Here is a 25,421-nt window from a genome sequence, read left to right on the forward strand (position 1 = left end):
CGGCCGGCCGAGCCGGCGATGGCGCCGGCGGCGTCGCCCGCACCGCAGCGTGTCGAACCCGTCGTCAGCCGTCCCGCGGCGCCTGCGGCATCGTCGCCGGCTTCATCCGGTTCCAGTCGAGCGTCAGGCGGCGTCGCACTCGACGAACGCCCGCCGATGCAGGATTGACCGGCGATGCGTCGAGCGTGCTGCCTTCCGCCCGACGCCGCTGTCCATGCTATTGACGCAGCGCATGATGCGCTGCTTTTCTTATTCTCTTCATCCCGTCCGCAGCCATGCACGACAAAATCCTGATTCTCGACTTCGGTTCGCAAGTCACCCAACTGATTGCGCGACGCGTGCGCGAAGCGCACGTCTACTGCGAAATCCATCCGAACGATGTGTCCGACGACTTCGTCCGCGAGTTCGCGCCGAAGGCGGTGATCCTGTCGGGCAGCCACGCGAGCACCTACGAAGACCATCAGCTGCGCGCGCCGCAGGCCGTGTGGGATCTCGGCGTGCCGGTGCTCGGCATCTGCTACGGCATGCAGACGATGGCCGTGCAGCTCGGCGGCAAGGTCGAGTGGAGCGACCACCGCGAATTCGGTTACGCGGAAATGCGCGCGCATGGCCATACGCGCCTGCTCGACGGCATCGAGGACTTCAAGACGGACGAAGGCCACGGGATGCTGAAGGTCTGGATGAGCCACGGCGACAAGGTTGCCGAGCTGCCGCCGGGCTTCGCGCTGATGGCGTCGACGCCGAGCTGCCCGATCGCCGGCATGGCCGACGAGGCGCGTGGCTACTACGCGGTGCAGTTCCATCCGGAAGTCACGCACACCATGAAGGGCCGCCAGATCATCGAGCGCTTCGTGCTGCAGATCGCCGGTGCGAAGCCCGACTGGATCATGAGCAACCACATCGAGGAAGCCGTCGCGAAGATCCGCGAGCAGGTCGGTGACGAGGAAGTCATTCTCGGCCTGTCGGGTGGTGTGGATTCGAGCGTCGCCGCTGCGCTGATCCATCGCGCGATCGGCGATCAGCTCACCTGCGTGTTCGTCGACCACGGCCTGCTGCGCCTGAACGAAGGCAAGATGGTGCTCGACATGTTCGAGGGCCGCCTGCACGCGAAGGTCGTGCACGTCGACGCGTCCGAACAGTTCCTCGGCCACCTGGCCGGCGTGACCGATCCGGAAGCGAAGCGCAAGATCATTGGCCGCGAGTTCGTCGAGGTGTTCCAGGCCGAAGCGCAGAAGTTGTCGAAGGCGAAGTGGCTCGCGCAGGGCACGATCTATCCGGACGTGGTCGAATCGGGCGGCACGAAGACGAAGAAGGCAACGACGATCAAGAGCCACCACAACGTCGGCGGCCTGCCGGAAACGCTCGGCCTCAAGCTGCTCGAGCCGCTGCGCGACCTGTTCAAGGACGAAGTGCGCGAGCTGGGCGTTGCGCTCGGCCTGCCGCCGGAGATGGTGTACCGCCATCCGTTCCCGGGCCCGGGCCTCGGCGTGCGGATTCTCGGCGAAGTGAAGCGCGAGTTCGCGGATCTGCTGCGCCGCGCGGACGCGATCTTCATCGAGGAACTGCGCAACACGACCGCGACCGCGCACGATGCGGCTGCCGGCCTGTGCGGCGAAGCCGATGTCGGCAAGAGCTGGTACGACCTGACGAGCCAGGCGTTTGCGGTGTTCCTGCCGGTCAAGTCGGTGGGCGTGATGGGCGATGGCCGCACGTACGACTACGTGACGTCGCTGCGCGCGGTGCAGACGACCGACTTCATGACCGCACACTGGGCGCACCTGCCGTACGCGCTGCTCGGCCGCGCGTCGAACCGGATCATCAACGAGGTGCGCGGGATCAACCGTGTGGTGTACGACATCTCGGGCAAGCCGCCGGCGACGATCGAGTGGGAATAACTGGACGTCCGGCACGTGCCGGTACGACCTGACAGCAGAACACATCAAAGCCCGCTTCACAGCGGGCTTTTTTGTTTTTGGCCGGATTGGAGCATTGCGCGAATTGCGTGTTTCATCGACTGGAACACACCGACAACATTGGTGCGCCATCAGGTGTCGCGGATGCCTTTATTTCCGCGCTCGTTCAACCAGCGGCTCCGCGCATCGACTGCACCATGCCGTGCTCGATCGGAACCCGCAATCAATTGCGGCGCAAAAGGCGCGGATCTGAAACAGCGTCCGCGTGCGTAACAACGCCGCTTGATGGCGCCGTCGGAAAACGACGTGCTGCCACTCCCCAATTTCGCCGCGAGTGTAATCGAGTGTAATTGATTGCTCCGCGCGCTCAGCCTAATTTCTTACCGGCAGGACGCTTCGTGGATGGCGGATCCAGGCCACCGCGGAGAGGGTGATGAATGTTATCGATGCGTGATGCGCGCAAGCCAGATTCGGTCTATACGACCCTGGTTTTCGGCTTTCTTTCAACTCACTGCAGGAGAAATTGTCATGTCGAACGAAAATGTCAGCGAAATTCAGAAGTTCGCGGAGCAGGCGGACGATTTGAAACGGGTAGACGTTGAGTCAATTCAGCTGGGCTATTGGGACAATCAGGATAACCTTCCTTTCATGCTCAATAACGAGGGCGGGAATTCGTTTTACGTGAATGCCTCGAACACGGCGCTGCTGATCCAGATCGGAAACGCGCTCACGGCGCTTGGACAGAAGCAGAAGGTCGTGGCCTATCTGGGCGACCTCCAGCATGGCGGTGCCCTCAAGGTGCTCCTTATCGGCCTTGCATAGTACGAAAAATAAGTCGCGACTCGGTTGGTCAGCCTGGTGGCAGGGCACGTCGGAATCAACCGGAAGACTGTCGCGACAAGCAAACGGCTTGGCAGGTTGCCAAGCCGTTTTGCATTAAAGGAATGCGCGAGTCAGAACCATCGCGACCCGGATGCTCACGCGTGCGAGCCCACGAGCGAACGCAGGTACGTCGGCACTTTTGCCTTGGCCGTGGCTTGCACACGCGTCATGAGCGCGTGATCGATGCGATCCAGTCCGTAAGTCCGCGCGATGTCCTGCTGCAGCCGGCACCACAGGTGACCGGCCATCTCGGCATCGACCATCGCCCGGTGCGCACGGCCCGATTTGGGCAACCGCAGCATATCCACCAGGCTCGACAGGCGGTGACTCTGGGCATCCGGGTAGATACGTCGCGCCACGAGCATCGTGCACGCAAAGGCATGCTCGGCCGACATGCCGAGAATCCCGAGCTCTGACTGCCAGAACCGCTTGTCGAAACCGGCGTTGTGGGCGACGACGGCATGCTTGCCGACGAACGCTGCCGCTTCCTGCATGACTTTCGACGCCGGGGGCGCCGATGCAATCATCTCGTTCGTGATGCCGGTCAGCGCGACGACATCCGACGGTATCCGTCTGCCTGCATTCATCAGACTCTGGAAACGGTCGACGACTTGTCCGTCCCGGAGCAGGATGACGGCGATTTCGGTCGCTCGGTCGCCCATATTCGGCGACAATCCGGTTGTTTCGAAGTCCAGTACCGCAACGGTTTGCATGGTTGAATCCTGTTGCTTCACGCGGTGTCGTTAGAGTGGCCGAGAGGTTAGCATCTCCAGGCCCGCGACAGGCTCGTTCAGCCCGAGAAACGACCATCCGTGCGGCGAACGCTGGCCCGATCGATGATCCGGGCTGCTCGTGAATTCGTCTCGGTCCGCCGTTGGCTCGGCAGCACGCACGACGATGCAACAGGGGGCGGGTTGCCGACTATCGGCAGTGCATTGATCCGCGCGTCATGCCGTTATCCCGTTTTTACCTTCAACCATCCGGATCGCGCCCGTGGCTTGTCCCGCACCCTGCCTGATGCTGAACTCGATCAGATCCTCGTAAATCTCCCGTTGCCCGGCAGGCAGCACGGGCAGCAGCGTCTCGCGGCGCTTGTCCGCATCGAACAGCGATTCCACCAGCCATCCTGTCAGGTAGACCGACGCAAGGCACCCGCCTGCGGTCGCGACGTTGCCGTGGCATACCAGCGGCTGCTCCGGCACGTCCAGCTCAAGTGCCTGCAAACCCTTCCGCGCGTCGGGATGCGTCGTGGCGCGGCGCTGCGGCAGCAGCCCGAGCCGCTCGAGAATGAAGGCCCCGCCGCAGATCGACCCGACAAGCTGGCGTTCGGGATCGAGATCGAACGACGGCAGGAAATCAGGATGGGCGAGTGCGGCCGGTACGCCTTCCTTGCCGCTCGAAAAGAGGACTGCGTCGGCGTGATTGGCGTCGGCGAGCGGGCCGTGCGTCGGGATGGCCAGGCCATGTGCGGAATGCAGCACCGGCTGTGCGCCCAGAATCCGGACGCGCCAGTCCCGGTTGTTGCGGCCGAGAATGTCCCACATCAGGAACAGGTCGATGTCGGTGAAGCGGTCGAATGCGACGAGCGCGATGTCTTTCAAGGTGGACTCCATGCGTAGTGGCGCGCAGCCGGAAGCGGCGGCGGCCGTGATAGAGTTCGCAGCCTATCTGTCCATGCCGCACCATACACAGCCTGTATGGCAACGACGATGAGCACACTGACGCGAAACGACTGGATTGCAGCGGGCTTCGACGCCCTCGACGGGGAAGGGTATGCGGGCATGTCGGCCGAAAGCCTCGCGCGACGGCTGAACGTGACCCGCGGATCGTTCTATCACCACTTCCGCAATCGCGAGGACTTCGTCAGGATGTTGCTGACCGCGTGGGAGGACGACTACACCGCGCGCATGCTTGCGTATGCGGCGGACGGCCGCGGTGCCGGCGACACGCTGGCGCGCTATCTGCGCATTGCCGCCGAGAAGCGGCCCGGGCGTGAAATCGCGATTCGCGCATGGGCGTTGCACGATCCGCTGGTCGCGGAATTCCAGCAGCGCGTCGACGCGGCGCGGCTCGCGTTTGCGGTCGAGACGTCACGCCGGCTGGTGCGTACGGCAGGCGAGGCCGAGATCGTCGGGCAGGCCGTGCACTTGTGCCTGATCGGCGGACAACAGGCCGGGCTGCGGCGCGATGCCGACCGGTTCAACGGGTTCATGCAGCGCGCGGTTGCAATGGTCGAACGCGTGCTGCCGATGCGTCGCGCATGACGCGTCGCGTGGCCGTGTGCCGGTGCTCGTGCTGCATGCGTGGAGAGGATGCGGTATCAGGTAGCTGCGTTCGTGTGCCCGATGCACATGACGTGAAGGGCGGCGCGATTTCCCGCGCTGGTCACGGTTATGCGTGCTGCGGCGAGGATGACGGTTTCGCGCGATAGCGCAGGTGAATCAGCGGATAGGCGCGTCCCTGTCCATCGAGCGCCGATCGCCCGGTGCGCTCGAAGCCGAGCCGTTCATAGAACCCCGCTGCCGATTCGTTCTGTTCGTTGACGTCGGTCGACAGGTCGGGATGACGCTTGAGCGCGTCTTCGACGAGCAGGCGCCCGACACCCGCGCCGTGGTGAGCGGGATCGACGAACAGCGCCTCCATGTGACTCCCGTCGAGCAGCATGAAGCCGATCGCGCGGTCGGTATCGTCGACGGCGAGATCGAGCGGCGCACCGGGCAGGAACGCGACGACTTCGGATTCGATCGCGCGACGGTCGTCGTCGCTCAGGAAGTGGTGCGTGGCGTCGACCGCGTTGCGCCAGATATCCAGCACGCGTGCGCCGTCGGCCTGGGTGGACTTGCGAATTCTGATCATGGTTTGGCCCATCTTCGATTTGTAATGGGAAGTTCGGCGGGTAGCCGACACCGTCATGGCCCGATCGGGCCGCTCGCAAGGGCTGCGAGAAAGACGGCGGTGTTTCAGGTATTCAGGCGTTGGCCGGACGCTGTGCGTCGCCAAGATCCGCCGCGCGCTCGATCGCGCGTCGTGCGACGTCACGAACCCCCGCGCTCATCGGCAAATCATCGCGATCGAGCTCGGCGAGATCGAACCAGCCCGCGTCGAGCGCATCGTCGCCGGCGGCAGGCGTGCCGTGCAGCCATCGGCACAGCACCGCGACCATGACGAAATGCTGACGCACGTCGCCGTCAGCATCGTAATCGAACGCATCCAGCGCGGTAAAGGCGTCGAGCGCTTCGACGTCGACGGTGGTTTCTTCGGCGATCTCGCGCACGACCGCGTTCGCAATCGATTCCCCCGCTTCGATCTTGCCGCCAGGAAAGCCCCAGCAGCCCGCATCGGGCGGATTGGCGCGGCGTACCAGCAGCACGTCGCGCTCCCGCAGGACGATGCCGATCACGGCGGGAACCGGGCGGACGGAAGCGATCGCGTCGGTCGATGGGCGGGGCGAATCGGACATGAAGGATCTACGTGCGGGTGCGTTCGAGTGGGTGGGGCGGCCGGCGACGATTCACCGCGCGTCGTCGGTGCGCTGCTCGATCGCGTGGATCACGGCGACCATGTCGTCCGCGCCATGTCCGGCCCGCTCGGTCTCGCCGTACAGCGCGTGGCAGATGTCGAGCAGTGGCGATGCGATGCCGATGCCGCGCGCGGATTCGGCGACGAGGCGTGCATTCTTCAGCACGTCGGTGATCGCGGCCTGCACCGAGAAATCCGCGGTGACGAGCTTGCCGAGCTTCACGCGCGACACGTCGCTCGCCATCGGGCCCGCGTTCAGCACGTCGGCGAAGCGGGCGAGATCGATGCCGTGGCGTTGCGCGAAGTGCGTGGCTTCGGTCAGACCGGTGACCATCGTGATCAGGAACAGGTTCACGGCGAGCTTCATCGTCAGCGCCGACGGGACGTCGCCGCACACGAAGCTGTCGCGGCACAGCGGCGTCACGAGCGCGCGGACGGCGTCGACGTCGTCCGGTGCGCCGGCGAGCATCACGACGAGTTGCCCGGCTTCGGCCGGCTTGCGCGACCCCGACACGGGCGCTTCGACGTAACGGCCCGACGCGGCAGCGATGTCGTCGGCCAGCGCGCGCGAATACTCGGGTGCGTTCGTGCCCATGTTCACGATGGTGTGTCCGCCGACACGGGCGGCGAAACCGGGCGTGCCGCGCGCGAGGACGGTGTCGATCGCCGCGTCGTTCGCGAGCATCAGGATCACGGTGCCGCAGGTCGCGAACACGTCGTCGATGTGCTCGGCCACGCGTGCACCGGCGTCGCGCAGCGCATCGTCGCTGCCGTGCGACCGGCTCCACACGACGAGCGGCGTGCCGGCTCGCGCAAGATTGAGCGCCATCGGCGTGCCCATCACGCCGAGGCCGATGAATCCGACTGCGGTTTGCATGTTCTGGCTCCCACGGTGGGTGGAGACGATCGTGGGCGTCAGTATCGCAGCGTTTCCGCATGCCCGCTATTTCGTCCGCGCTCCCGTGCGAGCCACGTCACGGCCGCGCCGTCATGTCCGCCAGATACGGCCACGGATAGATGCCACGGGCATGACCGTCGCCGAACACCGCGCGGATGCCGTAGCCGGCTGCTTCAAGGCGATCCAGCGTCAGGTCGGGCCGCGTATCGACACGACCGCCGTCGAGCCGGATCTTTCGGCATTCCGCACACGGGCAATCAACGCGCAGCTGTGCATAGCCGATGCGTTGCGTGTGACCCTCCGGCCAGCGGAGTGTCAACATGCGCGCCGAATGATCGAGCACGATTTCGGTCGGAGAGATCATTGCGGCGTCTCGTCGATTTGCCGGATCGCGATCCGCACGGCCTTGCGGACTTCCGGATCGTGATCCTCCAGAGCGCGGGTCAGCGCGGGCAACGTCGTGCGGTCGCGCAATTCACCGAGCGCAAGCGCGGCTTCCTTGCGCAGGTTGCTGATCGCATGCGAGAGCAGCGCGACGACGGCCGGCGCCGCGGCCGCATCGCGCAGTTGCCCGAGCGCACGCGCGGCACGCAAGCGCACCTGCCAGTAGTCGTCGTCGAGCGCCGCGACGAGGGGTTCGCGCGCGGTCGCAACGCGCAGCTTGCCGAGCGTCGTGGCCGCTTCCTCGCGCACCTGCCATTCGTGGTCGCGTAGTGCGACGAACAGTGCGTGGATGGTGGATGCATCGTTGGGCGCCGCGAAACCGATCGCGCCGACCGCAACACGTCGAACATCCGCAGCGGCATCGGATGTCGCGATGCGTGCGAGCGGCGGCAGCGCACGCGGATCCTTGAGCCAGCCGAGCACCGTCACGGCTTCGGCGCGCACCGCCGCGTGTTCGGCGTCGAGCGCGTGCAGCGCGGGCGCGAATGCGTCGGGGTCGCGCAATTCGCGCAATCCGCGCAGCACGGCACGACGCACGATCGGTTCGGGCCGGGCGGCCCATTGACACAGCACCGCGCCCGAGGCCGCGTCCTTCAGTTCGGACAGGCTTTGCGCCGCGGCGGCGCGCACGTCGTCGTCCGGATCGAGCAAGGCACCGCACAGTGCGTCGACGACGTCGGGCTGCTCCCACGCACCGAGCACGCGGGCGGCTTCGCCGCGCACGTCGGCCGACGGATCGTCGCGCAGTGCGGCGATGAAAGCGGGCACGAATCCGGGGTCCTCGAGATCGGCGAGTTCGAACAGTGCGACGCGGCGCACGGCGGCATCGGGCGCGGCGAGGCGGGCGACGAGTGCGGCTTCGTCGGAGGCGTGTGCGCGGGGCAACGCGGCAGCGAAGGAGGAGTCGGTCATGGGCGGCGGGAGAGGGCGTTGAGGGACGTGGCTAGCGCAGCAGGTAAGGGATGTCGACCTTGACCGCGCCGGTCGGGCAATCACGCTCGCACGGCATGCAGTACCAGCATTCGTCGAACTGCATATAGGCCTTGCCTTTGGTCACGTCGATCGCGAGCAGGTCGAGCGGGCACACGTCGACGCAGACGGTGCAACCCTTGTCGGCGATGCACCGGGATTCGTCAATCGTCACGGGTGCGCTGCTGCGCTGGAAAATGTCGTGCGGGGTATGGGGCATGGCAGGGTCCTCAAAGGGCGGCCGCGAGCGCGGCCGGTTCGCGGATGCGCAGATTCGTATAGGCGGCGCGATCGTCGTCGGCAAGCGGCACGACGTATGGTTCCACCGGCCGTTTCTCGCTGCGCATCGCGCCGTCGGCGTCCTTGCGCAGCCAGGTGTGGCAGAACCATTCGGCGTCGTTGCGATGCGGAAAGTCGACGCGATGGTGGTACAGCCCCCAGCGGCTCTCGGTGCGAAACAGCGACGCGCGCGCGGCCATTTCCGCGCAGTCGCGAATCGCGCGCACTTCGGCGGCGCGCATCAGTTCGTGTGGATGGTTCGCCTTGATCGATTCGATATCCTCAGTAATGGCGTCAAAGCGTTGCAGCCCGATTTCCATCTTGCGCGTCACCTTCGGCGGTTGCAGATAGTCGTTCACCATGCGACGCAGCTTGTATTCGACCTGCGCCGGCGCCAGGCCGCGCTCGCGCAGCAGCGGGGCAAGCACGCGGGCGCGTTCGGCGGCGACCTGTTCGTCGTCCACCGGCGCATGCTCGCGGCCGGCCACGTAGTCGGCCGCATTCTGCCCGGCAAACCAGCCGTACGTGAATGCGCCGAGCATGTAGTTGTGCGGGACGGCCGCCATGTCGCCGGCCGCGTAGAGCCCGGGCACAGTCGTCTCCGCGCGTGCGTTCACGTACACGCCCGATGCGCTGTGGCCGCTGCAGAAGCCGATCTCGGAGATGTGCATTTCGACCATCTGGCTGCGGTAGTCGGTGCCGCGCCCCGCATGGAAGCGGCCGCGACTCGGCCGCTCGTTCGTATGCAGGATCTGCTCGATGGTCTGGATGGTTTCTTCCGCGAGATGGTCGAGCTTCAGGAACACGGGGCCGTTGCCGCTTTGCAGTTCTTGGTAGAACTCCCACATCATCTGGCCGCTCCAGTAGTCGCATTCGATGAAGCGTTCGCCCTTGCCGTTCGCGGTGAAACCGCCGAGCGGGCCGGTGACGTACGCGCACGCGGGGCCGTTGTAGTCCTTGATCAGCGGATTGATCTGGAAGCATTCGAGATTCGCGAGTGCGGCACCGGCGTGATACGCCATCGCATAGCCGTCGCCCGCGTTGGTCGGGTTCTCGTACGTGCCCATCAGGTAGCCCGAGGCCGGCAGGCCGAGGCGGCCGGCCGCGCCACAGCAGAGAATCACGGCCTTCGCGCGGATCACGTGGAATTCGGCGGTGCGGCAGTCGAAGCCGAGTACGCCGCTCGCGCGGCCTTGCGCGTCGGTCAGCACGCGTGTAGCGACGATCCGGTTCGTGATCGCGATGCGCGCGCGCTTCAACTGCCGGTACAGCACCTTCTTGATGTCGTGTCCTTCCGGCATCGGCAGCACGTACGAGCCCATGTGATGGACCTTCTTCACCGCGTAGTCGCCGGTGCCGTCCTTCTCGAACTTCACGCCCCAGCGGTCGAGCTGCTCGATCGTCGCGAAGCTGTGCGTCGCGTACGCGTACACGGCTTCCTGGTCGACGATCCCGTCGTTGGCGATCGTGATCTCGCGCGTGTATTGCTCGGGCGTCGCATGCCCCGGGATCACCGCATTGTTCAGGCCGTCCATCCCCATCGAGATCGCACCGCTGCGCTTCACGTTGGCTTTTTCGAGCAGCAGCACGCGCAGGGACGGGTCGCGCTCCTTCGCCTTGATCGCCGCCATCGGGCCGGCCGTGCCGCCGCCGACCACGACGATGTCGTATTCGAGCACATGGGTAGTCATCGCTGTTTCCTTGCAGGTTTGCGCGGTTTCTGTCGGTCGATCCGCAGCCGGTACTGGAAGGCGTCGCCGCGGAAGTAGAGGTATTCGTAGTCGATCGGTGCGCCCGACGCGTCGTGCGTGAGGCGCTCGATGCGCAGCACGGGGCTGCTTTCCTCGACGTGCAGCGCATCGACGATCTCGTCGTCGGCGAGGATCGCGTCGATCGACACGTCGGCATGGCCGAGCGCGATGCCGCAGTCGTTTTCCAGGACCAGGAAAATGTCACGGGTCGCGAGATCGGCGCCCGCGAGACGCTTGCCGAGGGCTTCGGGCACCCAGGTCTGTTCGAGCGACACGGGCTCGCGATTCAGCAGCCGCACGCGATGAATCTCGACGAGCGGCGCACCTTCGGGCACGTTCAGCTTCGTCGCGAGATGGCGATCGGCCTTGACGGTGCGGAAGCTGCGCACCTGGTTGACGATCTCGTAGCCCATCGACGACATCGCCTCGGCGAAGCCCTGCAGCGACGTCACGTTCTGGAATGCCTTCGGCTTCGATACGAAGGTGCCCTTGCCGTGCAGCTTGAACAGCAGTCCTTCCTTTTGCAGGTCGCCGAGCGCCTGGCGCACCGTGATGCGACTGACGTCGAACATCGCGCAGAGTTCGTGCTCGGACGGCATCCGGCTGTGCGGCGCATAGGTGCCGTCGAGAATGCGCGCGCGCAGCGTGTCCTTGATCTGCACGTAGAGCGGGGCCGCCGACAGCGGCACGACGTTGGGGGAGGTCATCGGTCAACTTGTTATGACAAGATCGCTCGAGTGTAGTCAGCTCGATCGCGCACCCCAACCAACTATTTCTGATTTCGACTTTCCGATTCCGGAAAAGCGCGGCGACAAGGGGCAGACCGAACGGACAATCCGGCATGGGGTGTCGGCCCGATCCGCCCGTTGCTGGCGGAGCGGATCGGCGGACAATAAAAATGACGGCGGCGCGTGTGCCGCGCATGTCGATTTCCCGATGCGTCGCCCGTCGTATCCATGTCGACCGGGTATTGCGCCACGCTGGTGGCGCCCGGTTTCCGAAGATGGCCGTCACGACAAGGAGGCACCCCATGCCGGATTCCCGATACCGTTGGGTCATCGTCGCCGCGGGCGGCCTGATGGGCTGCATCGCGATCGGCGCGATGTTTTCGCTGCCGGTGTTCCTGCGCGTGATCGCGCGCGATACGGGCTGGTCGATGACCGGCATTTCCAGCGCGATGACGCTCGGCTTCATCGCGATGGCCTTCGCGAGCATGGCGTGGGGCAGCCTGTCGGACCGCATCGGCACGCGCCCGGTCGTCATCACGGGCGCCGTCCTGCTGTCGGCAAGCCTGGCGCTGGCGAGCCGCGCGCCGTCGCTGCTCGCGTTCCAGCTCACTTTCGGTCTCGCCGTCGGCGGCGCGACGGCTGCGATATTCGCGCCGATGATGGCGTGCGTGACGGGCTGGTTCGACACGCACCGCAGCCTCGCGGTGTCGCTCGTGTCGGCCGGCATGGGGATGGCGCCGATGACGATGGCCCCGCTGGCCGCATGGCTCGTGTCGGTGCGCGACTGGCGCACGTCGATGCTGCTGATTGCGGCGCTGGCGGCCATCGTGATGATTCCGGTGTCGCTGCTGGTGCGCCGGGCACCCGCGCTGGACGGCGCGCATGCGGCTCCAGCGGTGGCGGCGCCCGCCGGCGAGCCTGCGGCGATGTCGGTCGCGGATGCGCTGCGCTCGCCGCAGTTCATCGTGCTGTTGCTGACCAACTTCTTCTGCTGCGCGACGCATTCGGGCCCGATCTTCCATACGGTCAGCTACGCGGTGACGTGCGGGATCCCGCTGATCGTCGCGGTGTCGATCTACAGCGTCGAAGGGCTCGCCGGCATGGGCGGCCGGATCGCGTTCGGGATCCTGGGCGACCGCATCGGCGCGAAGCGCATGCTGGTGGCCGGGCTGCTTGCGCAGGCGCTTGGCGCGCTCGGATACGATTTCGTGCGCACGCTCGACGGGTTCTACGCGGTCGCGACCTTGTTCGGCTTCATTTATGCGGGCGTGATGCCGCTGTATTCGGTGCTGGCGCGCGAGAACTTCCCGCTGCGGATGATGGGCACCGTGATCGGCGGCTGCGCGATGGCCGGCAGCCTCGGGATGGCCGCGGGCCCCGTGGCCGGCGGCCTGATCGTCGATACGTTCGGCAGCTACGGCTGGCTGTACGTCGGTTCGTTCGCGATCGGCGTGGGCGCATTCCTGATGGCGACGATGTTCCGCCCGTTCGCGAAAGCGCGACCGGAAACGGTGGCCGCGTGACCCGGCGACGGAGGCGGGGGCGGCTTCCGTTTCACCGGATCGGCGCGGCGTGGCCCGCGTTGCCGAAGAAAAAATCAGGGCCCGACACCGTGCACGTTGACGGGTGTCCGAACGGCCCGCAGCCCGCTGCGGCGCAGCAGAGCGGCAAATGAGACCGATCGGTATGCATGCGTCGCGATTCGGCCCCTAAAAAACGCAATATCGAGCATATATTCGAAGGGCCTGTCATACCCGCGTCACCCTGCTAGAATTCGGCCTGCCGCATTGTTCCGATTGACTGATGAGATTGCTTGACGCCCTGGTCGAACAACGTATTGCCGCCGCCGCCGCGCGGGGCGAGTTCGACGATTTGCCGGGTACCGGCGCGCCGCAGGCGCTGGATGACGACCTGCTCGTGCCCGAGGAGGTGCGGGTGGCCAACCGTATCCTGAAGAATGCGGGCTTCGTGCCGCCGGCCGTCGAGCAATTGCGCGCACTGCGCAATCTGCATGACGAAGTGCAGGCGGTCAGCGACCGTGCCGCACGGTGCCGGCTGCAGGCAAAGATCCTCGCACTCGACATGGCGCTCGAATCGCTGCGCGGTGGCCCGATGGTGATGCCGCGCGACTACTGTCGGCGCATCGCGGAACGCCTGTGCGAGCGCGGGCTCGACGAAGCGTCCGCCGAAGCGGGGCCGATGTGACGTCCGACGCGCTGCACGACGCAGCCCGATCGGCAGCCGCCCCGGCGGCGGAACCCTCCGCCGAATCCCCCGTTCCCGAAGCCGCGCCCGTATCGGCGCGCGACCTGCATTTCATGCGTCTTGCGCAGGCTGCGGCCGAAGAGGCGCGCGCGGCCGGCGAAGTGCCGGTTGGCGCGGTGCTCGTGCGTGGCGACGAAGTGATCGCACGCGGCTTCAACCATCCGATCGGCGGGCACGACCCGTCGGCCCATGCGGAAATGGCCGCGCTGCGCATGGCCGCGCAGCATCTGCAGAATTACCGGATGCCCGGCTGCGAGCTGTACGTGACGCTCGAGCCGTGCCTGATGTGCGCGGGCGCGATCATGCATGCGCGCATCGCGCGGGTGGTCTACGGCGCCGCCGATCCGAAGACGGGCGCGTGCGGCAGCGTGATCGACGCGTTCGCGAACCCGCAGTTGAACCACCATACCGAAGTGACCGGCGGCGTGCTCGCCGACGAGTGCGGCGCCGCGCTGAAGTCGTTCTTCGCCGAGCGCCGCCGTGCGCTGCGCGAAGCACGACTCGCCCGCGACGCCGAATCCGGCGCGTCATAGGCGCGCCCGCCGCGCCCGTCGCGCGGTGCGAGCCGGGCCGCGCACGGTTCCGTGAACCGGAGACGGTTCGGACCCTCTAAGCAGGTTTGACGACCCGACACCTCTCTTCGCCATGTCCTTCCAGCCCGCCGCGTCTTACACCATCCGCCTGCTTGCGCCTTCCGGCTATCCGCACGACCCGGACGCGATCAATCGCGCGCTCGAGCGCCTCAGCACCGCGCAGCACCGCATCGAGAACATCGAAGCGACACAGCGGCGCTTTCAGCGGTTCGGCGGCACCGACGGCGAGCGGGCAGGCGACCTGAACCGCCTTGCCGATCCCGAGCGGCCGCTGCCGGACATCGCGCTCGCGGTGCGCGGCGGCTACGGTGCCGCACGCATCCTGCACGGGCTCGACTATCGGGGGCTCGAGCGCAGGTTGCGCGACCAGCCGGTCGCGCTCGTCGGCCACAGCGACTTCACGGCGCTCCAGCTCGCGTTGTACGCGAAGGCGCGCATCAAGACGTTCGGCGGCCCGATGCTGTCCGCCGACTTCGGCGCGGAAACGCCGAGCGATTTCACGATGCAGCACTTCTGGCAGACGCTGACGCAGCCGAGCACGACGATCATCGCCGACGCGCCGCAGGTGCAGAGCGTGAACGTGACGGGCACGCTGTGGGGCGGCAACCTCGCGATCCTCACGTCGCTGGTCGGCACACCGTACATGCCCGACATCGAAGGCGGCATCCTGTTCATCGAGGACGTGAACGAGCAGCCGTTCCGGATCGAACGGATGATCTATCAACTGCACCTGTCGGGGCTGCTCGCGCGCCAGCAGGCGCTCGTGCTCGGCCAGTTCACCGGCGCGCGGCCGTTCGAGTACGACAACGGCTACGACATGCAGGCGATGATCGACCAGGTGCGTGAGGTGGTCGGCATCCCGGTCGTGACGGGGCTCCAGTTCGGCCACGTGCCCGATCTGCTGACGCTGCCGTTCGGCGCGCAGGCGCAACTGGTCGCGAATGCGCACGGTTTCCGCCTCACTTTGTCGGACTATCCGCACCTCGGTTGAGGTGGGCGCAGTCGGTCGAAAGGCGGGTTTCCCGCCTTTTTCTTTATGTAAGTGCGCAACTAACGGTCTGTATTTTTCGTCGACGCCAGCAGGGTCTACGCCCGATCTTGCACCAGTTTTGTCAACAAAATGGCCGGGAGGGTATACGACGAGAATGGCCTCTGTCGTACATCCAAGCCTTGTCATGCATGGATTCGACGCATCGTGCACCGAATGGGGTTGCGCCGATGCACGCCGATTGTGCGCAATGTCGGAAAAGAATTGTTGACAATCTTTATGTCCGCCCTAGGATGAGGATCATCACACGATGCCGATCATGAACGAGCCTGAATCCCACCCGTCCGGTGCAGCCAGTCCCGAAGCGATCGCCGAGCGGATCCGCACGGCGATCCTCGAGCATCGGCTCGCGCCGGGCGCGAAGCTGACGGAGGCGCAGCTCTGCGACGTGTTCAACGTGAAGCGCGGGGCGATCCGCCAGGCGCTCGCGCAGCTCGCGACCGACAAGCTGGTCGATCTCGAGCCGAACCGTGGCGCGTTCGTCGCGAGTCCGACGCTGCAGGACGTGCACGAGGTGTTCGAGATGCGCCGGATCATCGAGCTCGCCGTGGTCGAGCGGCTTGCGACCGGGCCCGGCGCGAAGCGGCTGAAGGGCGTTGCTTCGCTGATCGAGAAGGAACGCAAGGCGTTCCAGCGGCAGGACTTCGCGGCCTGGATCCGCCTGTCCGGCGAATTCCATACGACGCTCGCCACGCTGATGGGCAATGCGACGCTCAGCGAGTGCCTCGAAGGGCTCGTCGCACGCTCGACGCTGATGTCGGCGCTGTACGAGTCGCACGGGCGCAGCCCGTGTTCGTGCGACGACCACGACGAGATCCTCGCCGCGCTGGAGGCGGGCGATCCGAAGCGGGCGGTGACGCTGATGGCGCACCACCTGCAGCATGTCGAACTGAAGATGCTGGACCGGCCCGCACAAGGGCAGGTCGATTTGCGCGAAGTGTTCGGCGGCGCCTGAGCGGCGACGCGAACCCGGCCGCGCGCCACAAGAACGAGCGAAATGCAGGCCTGCGGCGTTTGCCGTAGGCCGCTGGTCCGACTCCGGGCGTCGATCCGGAGCGATATCGATGACGGTGGAGCGGCCGCCCGGCCGCGTCAAGGAGAAGTCATGGCTCAGTTCAGTGTGGCGCACGACAGCGCCTATCCGGCGGAAGAAGGCGGCGAGGGCGGCGACCCGACACTGCCGAATGGTTACAGCGAACGTCTGTACAACGAAGATTTGGCACCCCTGAAAAATCAGACATGGGGTTCATACAATATCTTCGCATTCTGGATGTCGGACGTGCACAGCGTCGGCGGCTACGTGTTCGCGGGCAGCCTGTTCGCGCTCGGGCTGACGAGCTGGCAGGTGCTGATCGCGCTGATCGTCGGGATCGGCTTCGTGAACCTGCTGTGCAACCTGATCGCGCGGCCGAGCCAGCAGATCGGCGTGCCGTATCCGGTCGCGTGCCGTGCGACATTCGGCGTGCTCGGCGCGAACGTACCGGCCGTGATCCGCGGGCTGATCGCGATCGCGTGGTACGGCATCCAGACCTATCTCGCATCGAGCGCGCTCGTGATCGTCGTGCTGAAATTCTTCCCGCAGTGGCTGCCTTACGCGGACGTGCATCGCTACGGCTTCCTCGGGCTGTCGGCGGTCGGCTGGGCCGGCTTCATGCTGCTGTGGGTGCTCCAGGCGTTCGTGTTCTGGAACGGGATGGAGACGATCAAGAAGTTCATCGACTTCGCGGGGCCGGCCGTCTACGTGGTGATGTTCATCCTCGCCGGCTACATGGTGTGGCGCGCGGGCTGGCGCAACATCGGCATCAACCTCGGCGGCGTGAAGTACCACGGCGCGGAAGTGATTCCGGTGATGATCACGGCCGTATCGCTGGTCGTGTCGTACTTCTCCGGGCCGATGCTGAATTTCGGCGATTTCTCGCGCTACTGCCGCTCGTTCGGCGAAGTGAAGCGCGGCAATTTCTGGGGGCTGCCGGTCAACTTCCTCGCGTTCTCGCTCGTCACGGTGATCACGACGGCCGCGACGCTGCCGGTATTCGGCGAACTCATCACCGATCCCGTCGAGACGGTCGGCCGCATCGACCATCCGACCGCGGTGATCCTCGGGGCGCTGACCTTCACGATCGCGACGATCGGCATCAACATCGTCGCGAACTTCGTGTCGCCCGCGTTCGACTTCTCGAACGTCGCACCGCGCCTGATCAGCTGGCGCGCGGGCGGGATGCTCGCGGCGGTCGCGTCGATCTTCATCACGCCGTGGAACCTGTTCAACAACCCGGCCGTGATCCACTACACGCTCGACGTGCTCGGTGCGTTCATCGGCCCGCTGTATGGTGTGCTGATTGCCGACTTCTACCTCGTCAAGCGCGGCCGGCTCGTGCGCGACGACCTGTACACGATGTCGGAAAGCGGCACGTACTGGTACACGGGCGGCGTGAACCGCCGTGCGCTTGCCGCGCTGTTGCCGGCCGCGGTGATCGCGATCGTCTGCGTGATGGTGCCGGGCTGGCAGGGCGTCGCGAACTTCTCGTGGTTCATCGGCGCGGGGCTCGGCTTCGTGTTCTACCGGCTGCTCGTGAGCACGAAGGCCTGAGGAGCATGTGATGAAGATCCGACTGATCAATCCGAATACGACCCAGCGAATGACCGACGCGATGGGCCGCTGCGCACGCGAGATCGCGGCCGCCGGTACGGAAATCGTCGCGGTGAGCCCGCCGATGGGGCCGCCGTCGATCGAAGGGTATTACGACGAGGCGCTCGCGACGCCGGGGCTGCTCGCCGAAATCGTGCAGGGCGAGCGCGACGGCTGCGACGCGTACGTGATCGCATGCTTCGGCGATCCCGGCCTCTACGCGGCGCGCGAGCTCGCACGCGGGCCGGTGATCGGCATCGCCGAGGCCGCGATGCATGCGGCGAGCGTGCTCGCGCCGGGCTTCTCGGTCGTCACGACGCTCGCCCGCACCTGCGGGATGGCGTGGCACCTCGCGGAGCGCTACGGAATGAAGCGGTTCTGCCGCAACGTGCGCGCGACTGACGTCGCTGTGCTCGAGCTCGACCGGCCGGGCTCGGCCGCGCGCCGGATCATCGTCGACGAATGCCGGCGCGCACTCGACGAGGACGGCGCCGACGCGATCGTGCTCGGTTGCGCGGGGATGGCCGAGTTTGCGCACGAGATCGAGCAGCAGATCGGCGCACCGGTGGTCGAGGGCGTCACGGCGGCCGTCAAATGGGCCGAGGCGCTCGTCGCGCTGCGCCTCGCGACCGCGAAGCGCGGCGACTACGCGCGGCCGCTGCCGAAGCGCTACGACGGCGCGTTCGCCCGCTTCAGCCCGCCGGACGGGGATGAGGCGGAACCGGTGCCGAATTTGCCGCAACCGCACATACACACCGTCTGACACGCACTATCTGCGCCGCTGTATGGGCGCGTATGGGCGTTTTCGCTACACTGGGCCGTCATCGCATCGGCTTGCGCAGCCGGCCGCCGGCAGCCGTGCAGTCGATGCGAACCCATTATTTCAGCGAGCTTTCGCCGCACTTCGAACCATGTCACTCGATCCCAACTATCCTCGCGACCTGATCGGCTACGGCCGCCATCCCGTTCAGGCGAACTGGCCGGGGCGCGCCCGCGTCGCCGTGCAATTCGTGCTGAACTACGAGGAGGGGGGCGAGAACTGCGTGCTGCACGGCGATCCGGGCTCCGAGCAGTTCCTGTCGGAAATCGTCGGCGCGGCCGCGTATCCCGACCGCCACATGAGCATGGAGTCGATCTACGAATACGGTTCGCGGGCCGGCGTGTGGCGCATCCTGCGCGAATTCGAGAAGCGCGGGATGCCGCTGACGGTATTCGGCGTCGGCATGGCGATCGAACGCCACCCGGAGCTCGCGCGCGCATTCGTCGAGCTGGGCCATGAAATCGCATGTCACGGCTGGCGCTGGATTCACTACCAGAGCATGACGCCGGAACTCGAGGCCGAGCACATGCGCCTCGGGATGGAAGCGATCGAGCGCGTGACGGGCGAGCGCCCGCTCGGCTGGTACACCGGCCGCGACAGCCCCAATACGCACCGCCTCGTCGCGGAGTACGGCGGCTTTCTGTACGACTCCGACAACTATGGCGACGACCTGCCGTTCTGGATGGACGTCGAAGTCTCCGGCGGCAAGAAATCGCCGCAGCTGATCGTGCCGTACACGCTCGACACGAACGACATGCGCTTTGCGACGCCGCAGGGCTTCAACACCGGCGATCACTTCTTCGACTACCTGCGCGACGCATTCGACGTGCTGTACGCGGAGGGCGACGAAGCGCCGAAGATGCTGTCGATCGGCATGCACTGCCGGTTGCTCGGCCGGCCGGGCCGGTTCCGCGGGCTGCAGCGTTTCCTCGATCACATCGAGAAGCACGATCGCGTATGGGTGACGCGCCGTGTCGATATCGCGCGTCACTGGCGTGAACATCATCCGTATCAGCCCAATCATCGAAACGAAGGGAAAGCATGAAGGCGATGCGCTACACGTTGGAACAACTGAACACGATGGCGCCGAGCGCATTTGTCGCGGCGTTGTCGGGGATTTTCGAACATTCGCCGTGGGTGGCCGAAGTCGCCGCGGGCGAGCGGCCGTTCGCGAGCATCGACGCACTGCACAAGACGATGTCGGGTGCGGTGGAAACCGGCGGCGAAGTGCGCCAGCTCGCACTGATCAACGCTCACCCGGAGCTGGCCGGCAAGGCTGCCGTGCGCGGCGAGCTGACCGCCGAGTCGACGCGCGAGCAGAGCGGCGCGGGCCTCGACCAGTGCACGCAGGAAGAGTTCGACAAGCTGCTGACGCTGAACCGCACGTATCGCGAGAAGTTCGGTTTCCCGTTCATCCTCGCGGTGCGCGGCTATGACCGGCACGGCATCATCGCGAACTTCGAGTCGCGCGTGAATCATTCGCGCACCGAGGAACTGCGGGCGAGCCTCGACCAGATCTACCGGATCGCGCGCTTCCGCCTCGACGACCTGATCGACGCCTGACACCGCAATACGGCCTGCTGCGTCGCAGCGGCCTGATCGCATCACTGAAACAAGGAAACATCATGGCTGTTCCGCTTCTCGATCCCAACGCACCCGACTTCACGCGGCGCTACGTGAATCTTGCCGACCCGCGTCTCGGTGCGCAGGCGCTCGAAGCCAGCGACGATTTCTTCGCGCCGAAGGATCGGATGCTGAACCCCGAGCCGGCCGTCTTCATCCCCGGCAAGTACGACGACCACGGCAAGTGGATGGACGGCTGGGAAACGCGCCGCAAGCGCACGACGGGCTACGACTGGTGCATCGTCAAGCTTGCGCGCCCGGGCGTGATCAAGGGCTTCGACATCGATACGAGCCACTTCACCGGCAACTTCCCGCCGGCCGCGTCGATCGAGGCCGCGTTCGTGGCCGACGGCGCGCCGACGCATGCGACCGAGTGGGTCGAGATCGTGCCGTCGACGACGCTGCAGGGCAACAGCCATCACTACGTCGAAGCGAGCGATGCGCGCGCCTTCACGCACCTGCGCGTGAACATCTACCCGGACGGCGGCATTGCACGCCTGCGCGTGTACGGCCAGCCGCAGCTCGACTGGGCCGGCGCGAGCGCGACCGAGCAGTTCGATCTCGCGGCGATGGAAAACGGCGGTTACGTGGTGGCCGCGAACAACCAGCACTTCGGCGTCGCGTCGAACCTGCTGCTGCCGGGCCGCGGCGTGAACATGGGCGATGGCTGGGAAACCCGCCGCCGCCGCGAACCGGGCAACGACTGGGCGATCATCGCGCTCGCGCAGCCTGGCGTGATCCGCAAGATCGAAGTCGATACCGCGTTCTTCAAGGGCAACTACCCGGACCGCTGCTCGATCCAGGCCGCGTACGTATCGGGCGGCACCGACAGCTCGCTGATCACGCAGTCGATGTTCTGGCCCGTGCTGCTCGGCGAACAGAAGCTGCAGATGGACAAGCAGCACTACTTCGAACAGGACATCGCATCGCTCGGCCCCGTCACGCACGTGCGACTGAACATCATTCCGGACGGCGGCGTGTCGCGCCTGCGTCTGTGGGGGACGCTCGACAAATGAATACGCTTGCCATCGAACCGCTGACCAAGGAAGCGTTCGCGCCGTTCGGCGACGTGATCGAAACGGAAGGCGCGAAGCAGATCCCGATCAACCTCGGCACCACGATCCGCTTTCACGATCTCGCGAAAGTCGACGTGACCGATGAAGACGGCCGCACGCTCGTCAACCTGTTCCGCGGCCAGCCGCGCACGCTGCCGTTCGAAGTGAAGATGCTGGAGCGGCACCCGCTCGGCAGCCAGGCCTTCGTGCCGCTGAACGACCAGCCGTATCTCGTCGTCGTGGCGCCCGCGGGCGATCTCGATCCGGCGAACATCCGCGCGTTCGTGACGAGCGGGTGGCAGGGCGTCAACTATGCGAAGGGCGTGTGGCATCACCCGCTGATCGCGCTCGGCGGCGTCAGCGACTTCATCGTCGTCGATCGCGGCGGCGATGGCCTGAACCTGAACGAGCAGGACCTGCAGGAATCGCTGTGGCTCACCGACGAGGCACTGCACGCGCTGACGGCCTGAGTCGCCGGCGTTTCTGCCAGCGCCTGACGAAACCCGCGCATCATGCGCGGGTTTTTTTATGCGCGGTCGATTCGGCGTGGTTCAGGTCGCGGCAGTCTTGCGCGTGTCGCGCGAGCTGCCGACGCGGCGCCGCCGGTTCGTGACCGGCGCATGCTGCGCCGTCAGCTCGGCGACCCAGTCGATGAACACACGCAGCTTTGCGCTGACGTGCCGGTTCGGCGGGAACGCAACGTACATCGGCATCGGTTCGAGCTGCCATTGCTCGAACAGCGGCACCAGTTCGCCACGGGTGCGATGCCGGGCGGCCATGTAGTCGGGCAGCCACAGAATGCCCAACCCGGCGAGGCCGGCCTCGAGGTACGCATTGCCGTCGTCGACCGCGAGCACGTAGCGTCCGCGCACGGTGACCTGCTCGCCGTCGCATGTCATTGCAAACGGCAACGCCTTGCCGGTGCGCGCCCATAGAAAGCCGACGATCCGGTGATGGGTGTCCTCCAGCTCGTCCGGATGCGTCGGCATGCCGGCGCGTGCGAGATAGGCCGGTGACGCATACACGCCGAGCCGCAGGTCGCCGACGTGACGCGCGACCAGTGCGCGGTCGGTCGGCTCGCCGCCGCGCACGACGCAGTCGACGTTCTCGCCGATCACGTCCACCACGCGATCGCTTACGCCCATGTCGAGCTGGATGTCCGGATGGCACGCGTGGAACGCGGGTAGCGCGGGGATCAGGATCAGGCGCGCGAACGGGCTCGGCACGTCCACGCGCAGCCGCCCCCGGGGCGACGCGGAGGCGGCAGACAGGCTCGTTTCGGCATCGTCCATGTCGGCCAGCAGCCGCACGACGCGATCGTAGTACGCGGCGCCGTCCGCGGTGACGACGACCTTGCGCGTCGTGCGGTTGAACAGCTTTACGCGCAGCCGAGCTTCGAGCTGTTGTACGAGCTGCGTGACGATGGTGCGGCTCATGTGCAGCGTCTCGGCCGCCTTCGTGAAACTGCCGGCTTCCACTACGCGGGCGAACGCCTGCATTGCGTCGAATCGATCCATCGGGTCAGGGCTCCGCGTCGGTCGGATATTGTTTGGTGCGTGCAAACAGTGTTGGACAGGGTTGCCGGTTTATTCGCCGGGCAACGGTCCTTAAAGTGCCTTCATCGTTGATGCCGGGGCGGATTCGCCCCACAAACCGAAGGAGGTAAGGGATGGTAAAGCGTAGCGTGGTTTTTCCGCCCGGTCGCCAGGCACTGTACGACCGCAACCGCTATTCGCCGGCAGTGCGCTCGAACGGCTTCCTGTTCGTATCCGGGCAGGTCGGCAGCCGCGAGGACGGCTCGCCCGAACCGGAACTGGGCGCGCAGGTCCGCCGCGCGTTCGACAACCTGACTGCGGTGCTGCGCGCAGCCGGCTGCACGTTCGACGACGTCGTCGACGTGACGGTGTTCCTCGTCGATCCCGAGGCGACGTTCGAGCGGATCTGGGAGATCGTCCCCGAATACTGGGGCGATGCGCCGCATCCGACGCTGACCGCCGTCGGCGTGACCTGGCTGTATGGGTTCCAGTTCGAGATCAAGGTGGTCGCGCGGTTGCCGGAGACGGTTGAAGGGTGAGCAGGGCGCCCGCGGTCCGTGGCGTTGCGCGTCACGGTGCGACCGGCGGCTCCTGTTCGTACGCGCGATGCAGCAGCGCGACGAACGACGATGCGTCCGGCAGCGTCGCCGTGCCGAACCGGCGCACGGCGATCCCGGGCGTCCACGAATTCATCACGACGGCGCCGGCCATCGACGACAGGTCGGCCGGCGTCAGTTCGCGATCGTGCTGCGCGACGCCCAGGCGCGCCAGTTGCCGGCGCACGATACGCATCGTGACGCCGCCGAGCATGCCGGCCACCGGCCACACGACCGCGTCGCCGGTCCAGAACGCAAGATTCCAGATCGAGCCTTCGCTGATGCGCCCATGGCGATCGATGAAGGCCGCATCGTCGAAACGCTGCGCGATCGCGCGGCGCAGGAAGTGCGTCTTCGCGACTTCGCCGACGTGCTTGATGTCCGGTAGCACGCGCTCGTGTTCGAACAGCGCGAGATCGAGCGGGCCCGCGGGCCCTGACGACGGCGCGGCGGTGCGGACCAGCACGTCGAGCGTTTCGTCGTCACGCGGCGCGACGAATTCGCCCGTCGACGCATGCACGGTCGCCGTCAGCGACAGCGCCGGCGGCGCACGATCGAGCGCTGCGCGCAGGAGCGTGCGAATCCGGTTGTCGGGCAGTGCCTGGCCGAACAGCGTGTTCGACCCATCGCGCAGCCGCGCGAGATGCAGGTCGAGGCCGCGCACGTGGCCGTCGCGTACCTGCATCGCGGTGAAATGCGCATGGCCCGCGAACGCGAGCGCGGCGAGCGCGTCCGGCGTAGCGGTGACGCCGTTGAGCTGGGCGACGGACGGGAACGGGGTAGCGGTCATCGATGGATCTCCGGGTTCGGCCGCGAGGCGAGGCGGGCCGGGCGGCTCGCGGCATCTTCAAGAAAGTCTATTGTTTGCCGATTGATGGTGTCTTGAAAAACGAGTAATTTTGGAACGGTCATCAAATCCGGTTTGAAGATCGATGGAACGCATGTGGCCCGGTACGCGCGCGCTGAGGACGTTCGATGCGGCGGCGCGGCACCTGAATTTCTCGCGGGCGGCCGACGAGGTCGGACTGACGCCGGCGGCTGTCAGTCACCAGATCAAGGAAATCGAGGCGCAGCTCGACATGGACCTGTTCGTCCGCACGAGCCGCAGCATCCGGCTGACGCCGGCCGGTGTCGTGCTGGCTGCTGCGGCCGCCGAAGCGCTGGCGGGGATGCAGCGCGCGACCGCCCGGGCACGGCGCATCGCGCGGGAGCAGACGGAGCTGCGCGTGTCGGTCGGCGCGCGCTTCGCGACGCACTGGCTGCTGCCGCGCCTGCCGCGTTTCAGGGCTGCGCATCCGGCGTTCGAGCTGTCGTTCGACATCACCGACCGGTTGCGCGACTTCGATGACGACGATGTCGATGTGGCGATCCGCTTCGGCACCGGGCGTTATCGCGACGCGTGCGCGCAGCGCCTGTTCGATACGTCGGTCGTTGCGGTCTGCAGCCCGGCGCTGTTGTCCTCAGGGCCACCGTTGCGCAAGCCGCGCGACCTGCTGCGCCACACGCTTTGCCACGCGGACTGTGAAGTCGACGGTGTGACCTGGCCGCGCTGGTCGGCGTGGATGGCCGCGGCCGGCGTCGACGGTTTCGACGACAGCCGGTGCGTCGCGTTTCCGGATTCGAGCCACGTCGTGCAGGCCGTGACGGACGGTACGGCGGTCGGTCTGGCGGAGCCGCACATGATTGCGCGCGATCTTTCGGAAGGGCGCATCGTGCAGTTGTTCGACGTGAATGTCGAGGTGGCGCCCGGCCTTGCGTATCACGTCGTGTATCCGACGCACACGCAGGACGATCCGCGCATCGTCGCCTTGCGCGCCTGGCTCGCGGACGAAGTCGCGGCGATGCGCGCGTAGCGGTGCCGGTGGCGCGTGCTA

Annotated in this window: 28 protein-coding genes; 16 read left to right on the forward strand and 12 right to left on the reverse strand. The window is 66.3% G+C overall.

What is annotated here, in order from left to right; all coding sequences use genetic code 11:
- Positions 1-275: 275 nt before the first annotated feature.
- Both guaA and G3N99_RS09485 read left to right on the forward strand, forming a co-directional pair.
- Positions 276-1,895: a glutamine-hydrolyzing GMP synthase gene (guaA, locus tag G3N99_RS09480; protein ID WP_206122234.1), complete on the forward strand. Its 1,620-nt coding sequence runs from the start codon at positions 276-278 to the stop codon at positions 1,893-1,895.
- A 546-nt stretch (positions 1,896-2,441) separates the two neighbouring features.
- Positions 2,442-2,735: a hypothetical protein gene (locus tag G3N99_RS09485; protein ID WP_174941301.1), complete on the forward strand. Its 294-nt coding sequence runs from the start codon at positions 2,442-2,444 to the stop codon at positions 2,733-2,735.
- Positions 2,736-2,890: 155 nt separating this feature from the next.
- On the opposite strand, the gene G3N99_RS09490 is transcribed toward G3N99_RS09485, so the two are convergent.
- Positions 2,891-3,508 (reverse strand): 3'-5' exonuclease, encoded by a 618-nt coding sequence (locus tag G3N99_RS09490; protein ID WP_174941676.1) that lies wholly within the window; start codon positions 3,506-3,508, stop codon positions 2,891-2,893.
- A 234-nt stretch (positions 3,509-3,742) separates the two neighbouring features.
- Positions 3,743-4,408, reverse strand: a complete 666-nt coding sequence (locus tag G3N99_RS09495; protein WP_206122235.1) for a DJ-1/PfpI family protein — start codon at positions 4,406-4,408, stop codon at positions 3,743-3,745.
- A gap of 96 nt (positions 4,409-4,504) precedes the next feature.
- Here G3N99_RS09495 and G3N99_RS09500 point away from each other — a divergent pair, with 96 nt between their 5' ends.
- Positions 4,505-5,059 carry a TetR/AcrR family transcriptional regulator gene (locus G3N99_RS09500; RefSeq protein WP_206122236.1) on the forward strand — a complete coding sequence of 185 codons (555 nt, stop codon included), beginning with the start codon at positions 4,505-4,507 and terminating at the stop codon, positions 5,057-5,059.
- A 127-nt stretch (positions 5,060-5,186) separates the two neighbouring features.
- On the opposite strand, the gene G3N99_RS09505 is transcribed toward G3N99_RS09500, so the two are convergent.
- From G3N99_RS09505 to G3N99_RS09540, 8 genes are all read right to left on the reverse strand, one after another.
- On the reverse strand, positions 5,187-5,651 hold the full coding sequence (locus tag G3N99_RS09505; RefSeq protein WP_206122237.1) for an acetyltransferase: 465 nt from the start codon (positions 5,649-5,651) through the stop codon (positions 5,187-5,189).
- A 112-nt stretch (positions 5,652-5,763) separates the two neighbouring features.
- The gene (locus G3N99_RS09510; RefSeq protein ID WP_206122238.1) at positions 5,764-6,255 is read right to left on the reverse strand and encodes an NUDIX hydrolase; all 492 of its coding nucleotides are present in this window, start codon (positions 6,253-6,255) and stop codon (positions 5,764-5,766) included.
- A gap of 51 nt (positions 6,256-6,306) precedes the next feature.
- Positions 6,307-7,191, reverse strand: a complete 885-nt coding sequence (locus G3N99_RS09515; protein WP_206122239.1) for an NAD(P)-dependent oxidoreductase — start codon at positions 7,189-7,191, stop codon at positions 6,307-6,309.
- A 97-nt stretch (positions 7,192-7,288) separates the two neighbouring features.
- Entirely contained in the window at positions 7,289-7,576 is a 288-nt protein-coding gene (locus tag G3N99_RS09520) for a DUF971 domain-containing protein (RefSeq protein WP_174988214.1), read from the reverse strand.
- Positions 7,573-8,568, reverse strand: coding sequence for a HEAT repeat domain-containing protein (locus G3N99_RS09525; RefSeq protein WP_206122241.1), 996 nt, complete (start codon positions 8,566-8,568; stop codon positions 7,573-7,575). Before G3N99_RS09525 ends, G3N99_RS09520 begins: the two co-directional genes overlap by 4 nt.
- A gap of 31 nt (positions 8,569-8,599) precedes the next feature.
- Complete coding sequence (locus tag G3N99_RS09530) at positions 8,600-8,845, reverse strand: ferredoxin family protein (protein ID WP_206122242.1); 246 nt, start codon at positions 8,843-8,845, stop codon at positions 8,600-8,602.
- 10 nt (positions 8,846-8,855) lie between these two features.
- A complete protein-coding gene (locus G3N99_RS09535) occupies positions 8,856-10,595 on the reverse strand; it encodes a fumarate reductase/succinate dehydrogenase flavoprotein subunit (protein ID WP_206122244.1) in 1,740 nt (579 codons plus the stop codon).
- Entirely contained in the window at positions 10,592-11,362 is a 771-nt protein-coding gene (locus G3N99_RS09540; protein ID WP_174941279.1) for a GntR family transcriptional regulator, read from the reverse strand. Before G3N99_RS09540 ends, G3N99_RS09535 begins: the two co-directional genes overlap by 4 nt.
- Positions 11,363-11,685: 323 nt before the next feature.
- Here G3N99_RS09540 and G3N99_RS09545 point away from each other — a divergent pair, with 323 nt between their 5' ends.
- From G3N99_RS09545 to G3N99_RS09595, 11 genes are all read left to right on the forward strand, one after another.
- Positions 11,686-12,906, forward strand: coding sequence for an MFS transporter (locus tag G3N99_RS09545; RefSeq protein ID WP_206122245.1), 1,221 nt, complete (start codon positions 11,686-11,688; stop codon positions 12,904-12,906).
- A gap of 280 nt (positions 12,907-13,186) precedes the next feature.
- The gene (locus tag G3N99_RS09550) at positions 13,187-13,588 is read left to right on the forward strand and encodes a DnaJ family domain-containing protein (RefSeq protein WP_006478536.1); all 402 of its coding nucleotides are present in this window, start codon (positions 13,187-13,189) and stop codon (positions 13,586-13,588) included.
- Positions 13,585-14,181, forward strand: a complete 597-nt coding sequence (tadA, locus tag G3N99_RS09555; RefSeq protein WP_206122246.1) for a tRNA adenosine(34) deaminase TadA — start codon at positions 13,585-13,587, stop codon at positions 14,179-14,181. Before G3N99_RS09550 ends, tadA begins: the two co-directional genes overlap by 4 nt.
- 112 nt (positions 14,182-14,293) lie before the next feature.
- The gene (ldcA, locus tag G3N99_RS09560) at positions 14,294-15,232 is read left to right on the forward strand and encodes a muramoyltetrapeptide carboxypeptidase (protein WP_174941274.1); all 939 of its coding nucleotides are present in this window, start codon (positions 14,294-14,296) and stop codon (positions 15,230-15,232) included.
- A 307-nt stretch (positions 15,233-15,539) separates the two neighbouring features.
- Positions 15,540-16,244: a GntR family transcriptional regulator gene (locus G3N99_RS09565; protein ID WP_174941657.1), complete on the forward strand. Its 705-nt coding sequence runs from the start codon at positions 15,540-15,542 to the stop codon at positions 16,242-16,244.
- A 150-nt stretch (positions 16,245-16,394) separates the two neighbouring features.
- Positions 16,395-17,879 (forward strand): NCS1 family nucleobase:cation symporter-1, encoded by a 1,485-nt coding sequence (locus G3N99_RS09570; RefSeq protein ID WP_174941270.1) that lies wholly within the window; start codon positions 16,395-16,397, stop codon positions 17,877-17,879.
- A gap of 10 nt (positions 17,880-17,889) precedes the next feature.
- Entirely contained in the window at positions 17,890-18,681 is a 792-nt protein-coding gene (locus G3N99_RS09575) for an aspartate/glutamate racemase family protein (protein WP_174988233.1), read from the forward strand.
- A gap of 148 nt (positions 18,682-18,829) precedes the next feature.
- Entirely contained in the window at positions 18,830-19,783 is a 954-nt protein-coding gene (gene puuE, locus G3N99_RS09580) for an allantoinase PuuE (protein WP_041492879.1), read from the forward strand.
- Complete coding sequence (gene uraD / locus G3N99_RS09585; protein WP_011352410.1) at positions 19,780-20,301, forward strand: 2-oxo-4-hydroxy-4-carboxy-5-ureidoimidazoline decarboxylase; 522 nt, start codon at positions 19,780-19,782, stop codon at positions 20,299-20,301. The genes puuE and uraD overlap by 4 nt, the downstream gene beginning before the upstream one ends.
- Positions 20,302-20,363: 62 nt before the next feature.
- Positions 20,364-21,377, forward strand: coding sequence for an allantoicase (gene alc, locus G3N99_RS09590; protein WP_011352409.1), 1,014 nt, complete (start codon positions 20,364-20,366; stop codon positions 21,375-21,377).
- The gene (locus tag G3N99_RS09595) at positions 21,374-21,886 is read left to right on the forward strand and encodes an ureidoglycolate lyase (RefSeq protein WP_206122248.1); all 513 of its coding nucleotides are present in this window, start codon (positions 21,374-21,376) and stop codon (positions 21,884-21,886) included. Before alc ends, G3N99_RS09595 begins: the two co-directional genes overlap by 4 nt.
- 81 nt (positions 21,887-21,967) lie before the next feature.
- Here G3N99_RS09595 and G3N99_RS09600 read toward each other — a convergent pair whose 3' ends face one another.
- Positions 21,968-22,933: a LysR family transcriptional regulator gene (locus G3N99_RS09600; protein ID WP_206122249.1), complete on the reverse strand. Its 966-nt coding sequence runs from the start codon at positions 22,931-22,933 to the stop codon at positions 21,968-21,970.
- 152 nt (positions 22,934-23,085) lie between these two features.
- Between G3N99_RS09600 and G3N99_RS09605 the strand changes: the two genes are divergently transcribed.
- Positions 23,086-23,490, forward strand: a complete 405-nt coding sequence (locus tag G3N99_RS09605; protein WP_174988239.1) for a RidA family protein — start codon at positions 23,086-23,088, stop codon at positions 23,488-23,490.
- Positions 23,491-23,521: 31 nt separating this feature from the next.
- Here G3N99_RS09605 and G3N99_RS09610 read toward each other — a convergent pair whose 3' ends face one another.
- Complete coding sequence (locus G3N99_RS09610; protein ID WP_206122251.1) at positions 23,522-24,337, reverse strand: aminotransferase class IV family protein; 816 nt, start codon at positions 24,335-24,337, stop codon at positions 23,522-23,524.
- Between the two features lie 142 nt (positions 24,338-24,479).
- On the opposite strand from G3N99_RS09610, the gene G3N99_RS09615 reads away from it, so the two are divergent.
- Positions 24,480-25,400, forward strand: a complete 921-nt coding sequence (locus G3N99_RS09615) for a LysR substrate-binding domain-containing protein (protein ID WP_206122252.1) — start codon at positions 24,480-24,482, stop codon at positions 25,398-25,400.
- Positions 25,401-25,421: the final 21 nt, after the last annotated feature.

It is taken from the genome of Burkholderia sp. Ac-20392, assembly GCF_017104585.1.
Lineage (GTDB): Bacteria > Pseudomonadota > Gammaproteobacteria > Burkholderiales > Burkholderiaceae > Burkholderia > Burkholderia lata.

Excerpts from the sequence above, each read along its gene's own strand:
- G3N99_RS09565 (WP_174941657.1), top strand. The coding sequence starts at position 15,540 with ATGCCGATCATGAACGAGCCTGAATCCCACCCGTCCGGTGCAGCCAGT.
- G3N99_RS09595 (WP_206122248.1), top strand. The coding sequence starts at position 21,374 with ATGAATACGCTTGCCATCGAACCGCTGACCAAGGAAGCGTTCGCGCCG.
- G3N99_RS09600 (WP_206122249.1), bottom strand. The coding sequence starts at position 22,933 with ATGGATCGATTCGACGCAATGCAGGCGTTCGCCCGCGTAGTGGAAGCC.
- G3N99_RS09505 (WP_206122237.1), bottom strand. The coding sequence starts at position 5,651 with ATGATCAGAATTCGCAAGTCCACCCAGGCCGACGGCGCACGCGTGCTG.
- guaA (WP_206122234.1), top strand. The coding sequence starts at position 276 with ATGCACGACAAAATCCTGATTCTCGACTTCGGTTCGCAAGTCACCCAA.
- G3N99_RS09525 (WP_206122241.1), bottom strand. The coding sequence starts at position 8,568 with ATGACCGACTCCTCCTTCGCTGCCGCGTTGCCCCGCGCACACGCCTCC.
- G3N99_RS09510 (WP_206122238.1), bottom strand. The coding sequence starts at position 6,255 with ATGTCCGATTCGCCCCGCCCATCGACCGACGCGATCGCTTCCGTCCGC.
- G3N99_RS09535 (WP_206122244.1), bottom strand. The coding sequence starts at position 10,595 with ATGACTACCCATGTGCTCGAATACGACATCGTCGTGGTCGGCGGCGGC.
- G3N99_RS09540 (WP_174941279.1), bottom strand. The coding sequence starts at position 11,362 with ATGACCTCCCCCAACGTCGTGCCGCTGTCGGCGGCCCCGCTCTACGTG.
- uraD (WP_011352410.1), top strand. The coding sequence starts at position 19,780 with ATGAAGGCGATGCGCTACACGTTGGAACAACTGAACACGATGGCGCCG.
- G3N99_RS09495 (WP_206122235.1), bottom strand. The coding sequence starts at position 4,408 with ATGGAGTCCACCTTGAAAGACATCGCGCTCGTCGCATTCGACCGCTTC.
- G3N99_RS09485 (WP_174941301.1), top strand. The coding sequence starts at position 2,442 with ATGTCGAACGAAAATGTCAGCGAAATTCAGAAGTTCGCGGAGCAGGCG.
- G3N99_RS09575 (WP_174988233.1), top strand. The coding sequence starts at position 17,890 with ATGAAGATCCGACTGATCAATCCGAATACGACCCAGCGAATGACCGAC.
- G3N99_RS09500 (WP_206122236.1), top strand. The coding sequence starts at position 4,505 with ATGAGCACACTGACGCGAAACGACTGGATTGCAGCGGGCTTCGACGCC.
- G3N99_RS09530 (WP_206122242.1), bottom strand. The coding sequence starts at position 8,845 with ATGCCCCATACCCCGCACGACATTTTCCAGCGCAGCAGCGCACCCGTG.
- G3N99_RS09615 (WP_206122252.1), top strand. The coding sequence starts at position 24,480 with ATGGAACGCATGTGGCCCGGTACGCGCGCGCTGAGGACGTTCGATGCG.
- G3N99_RS09605 (WP_174988239.1), top strand. The coding sequence starts at position 23,086 with ATGGTAAAGCGTAGCGTGGTTTTTCCGCCCGGTCGCCAGGCACTGTAC.
- alc (WP_011352409.1), top strand. The coding sequence starts at position 20,364 with ATGGCTGTTCCGCTTCTCGATCCCAACGCACCCGACTTCACGCGGCGC.
- G3N99_RS09490 (WP_174941676.1), bottom strand. The coding sequence starts at position 3,508 with ATGCAAACCGTTGCGGTACTGGACTTCGAAACAACCGGATTGTCGCCG.
- ldcA (WP_174941274.1), top strand. The coding sequence starts at position 14,294 with ATGTCCTTCCAGCCCGCCGCGTCTTACACCATCCGCCTGCTTGCGCCT.
- G3N99_RS09610 (WP_206122251.1), bottom strand. The coding sequence starts at position 24,337 with ATGACCGCTACCCCGTTCCCGTCCGTCGCCCAGCTCAACGGCGTCACC.
- puuE (WP_041492879.1), top strand. The coding sequence starts at position 18,830 with ATGTCACTCGATCCCAACTATCCTCGCGACCTGATCGGCTACGGCCGC.
- G3N99_RS09520 (WP_174988214.1), bottom strand. The coding sequence starts at position 7,576 with ATGATCTCTCCGACCGAAATCGTGCTCGATCATTCGGCGCGCATGTTG.
- G3N99_RS09515 (WP_206122239.1), bottom strand. The coding sequence starts at position 7,191 with ATGCAAACCGCAGTCGGATTCATCGGCCTCGGCGTGATGGGCACGCCG.
- G3N99_RS09545 (WP_206122245.1), top strand. The coding sequence starts at position 11,686 with ATGCCGGATTCCCGATACCGTTGGGTCATCGTCGCCGCGGGCGGCCTG.
- G3N99_RS09570 (WP_174941270.1), top strand. The coding sequence starts at position 16,395 with ATGGCTCAGTTCAGTGTGGCGCACGACAGCGCCTATCCGGCGGAAGAA.
- G3N99_RS09550 (WP_006478536.1), top strand. The coding sequence starts at position 13,187 with ATGAGATTGCTTGACGCCCTGGTCGAACAACGTATTGCCGCCGCCGCC.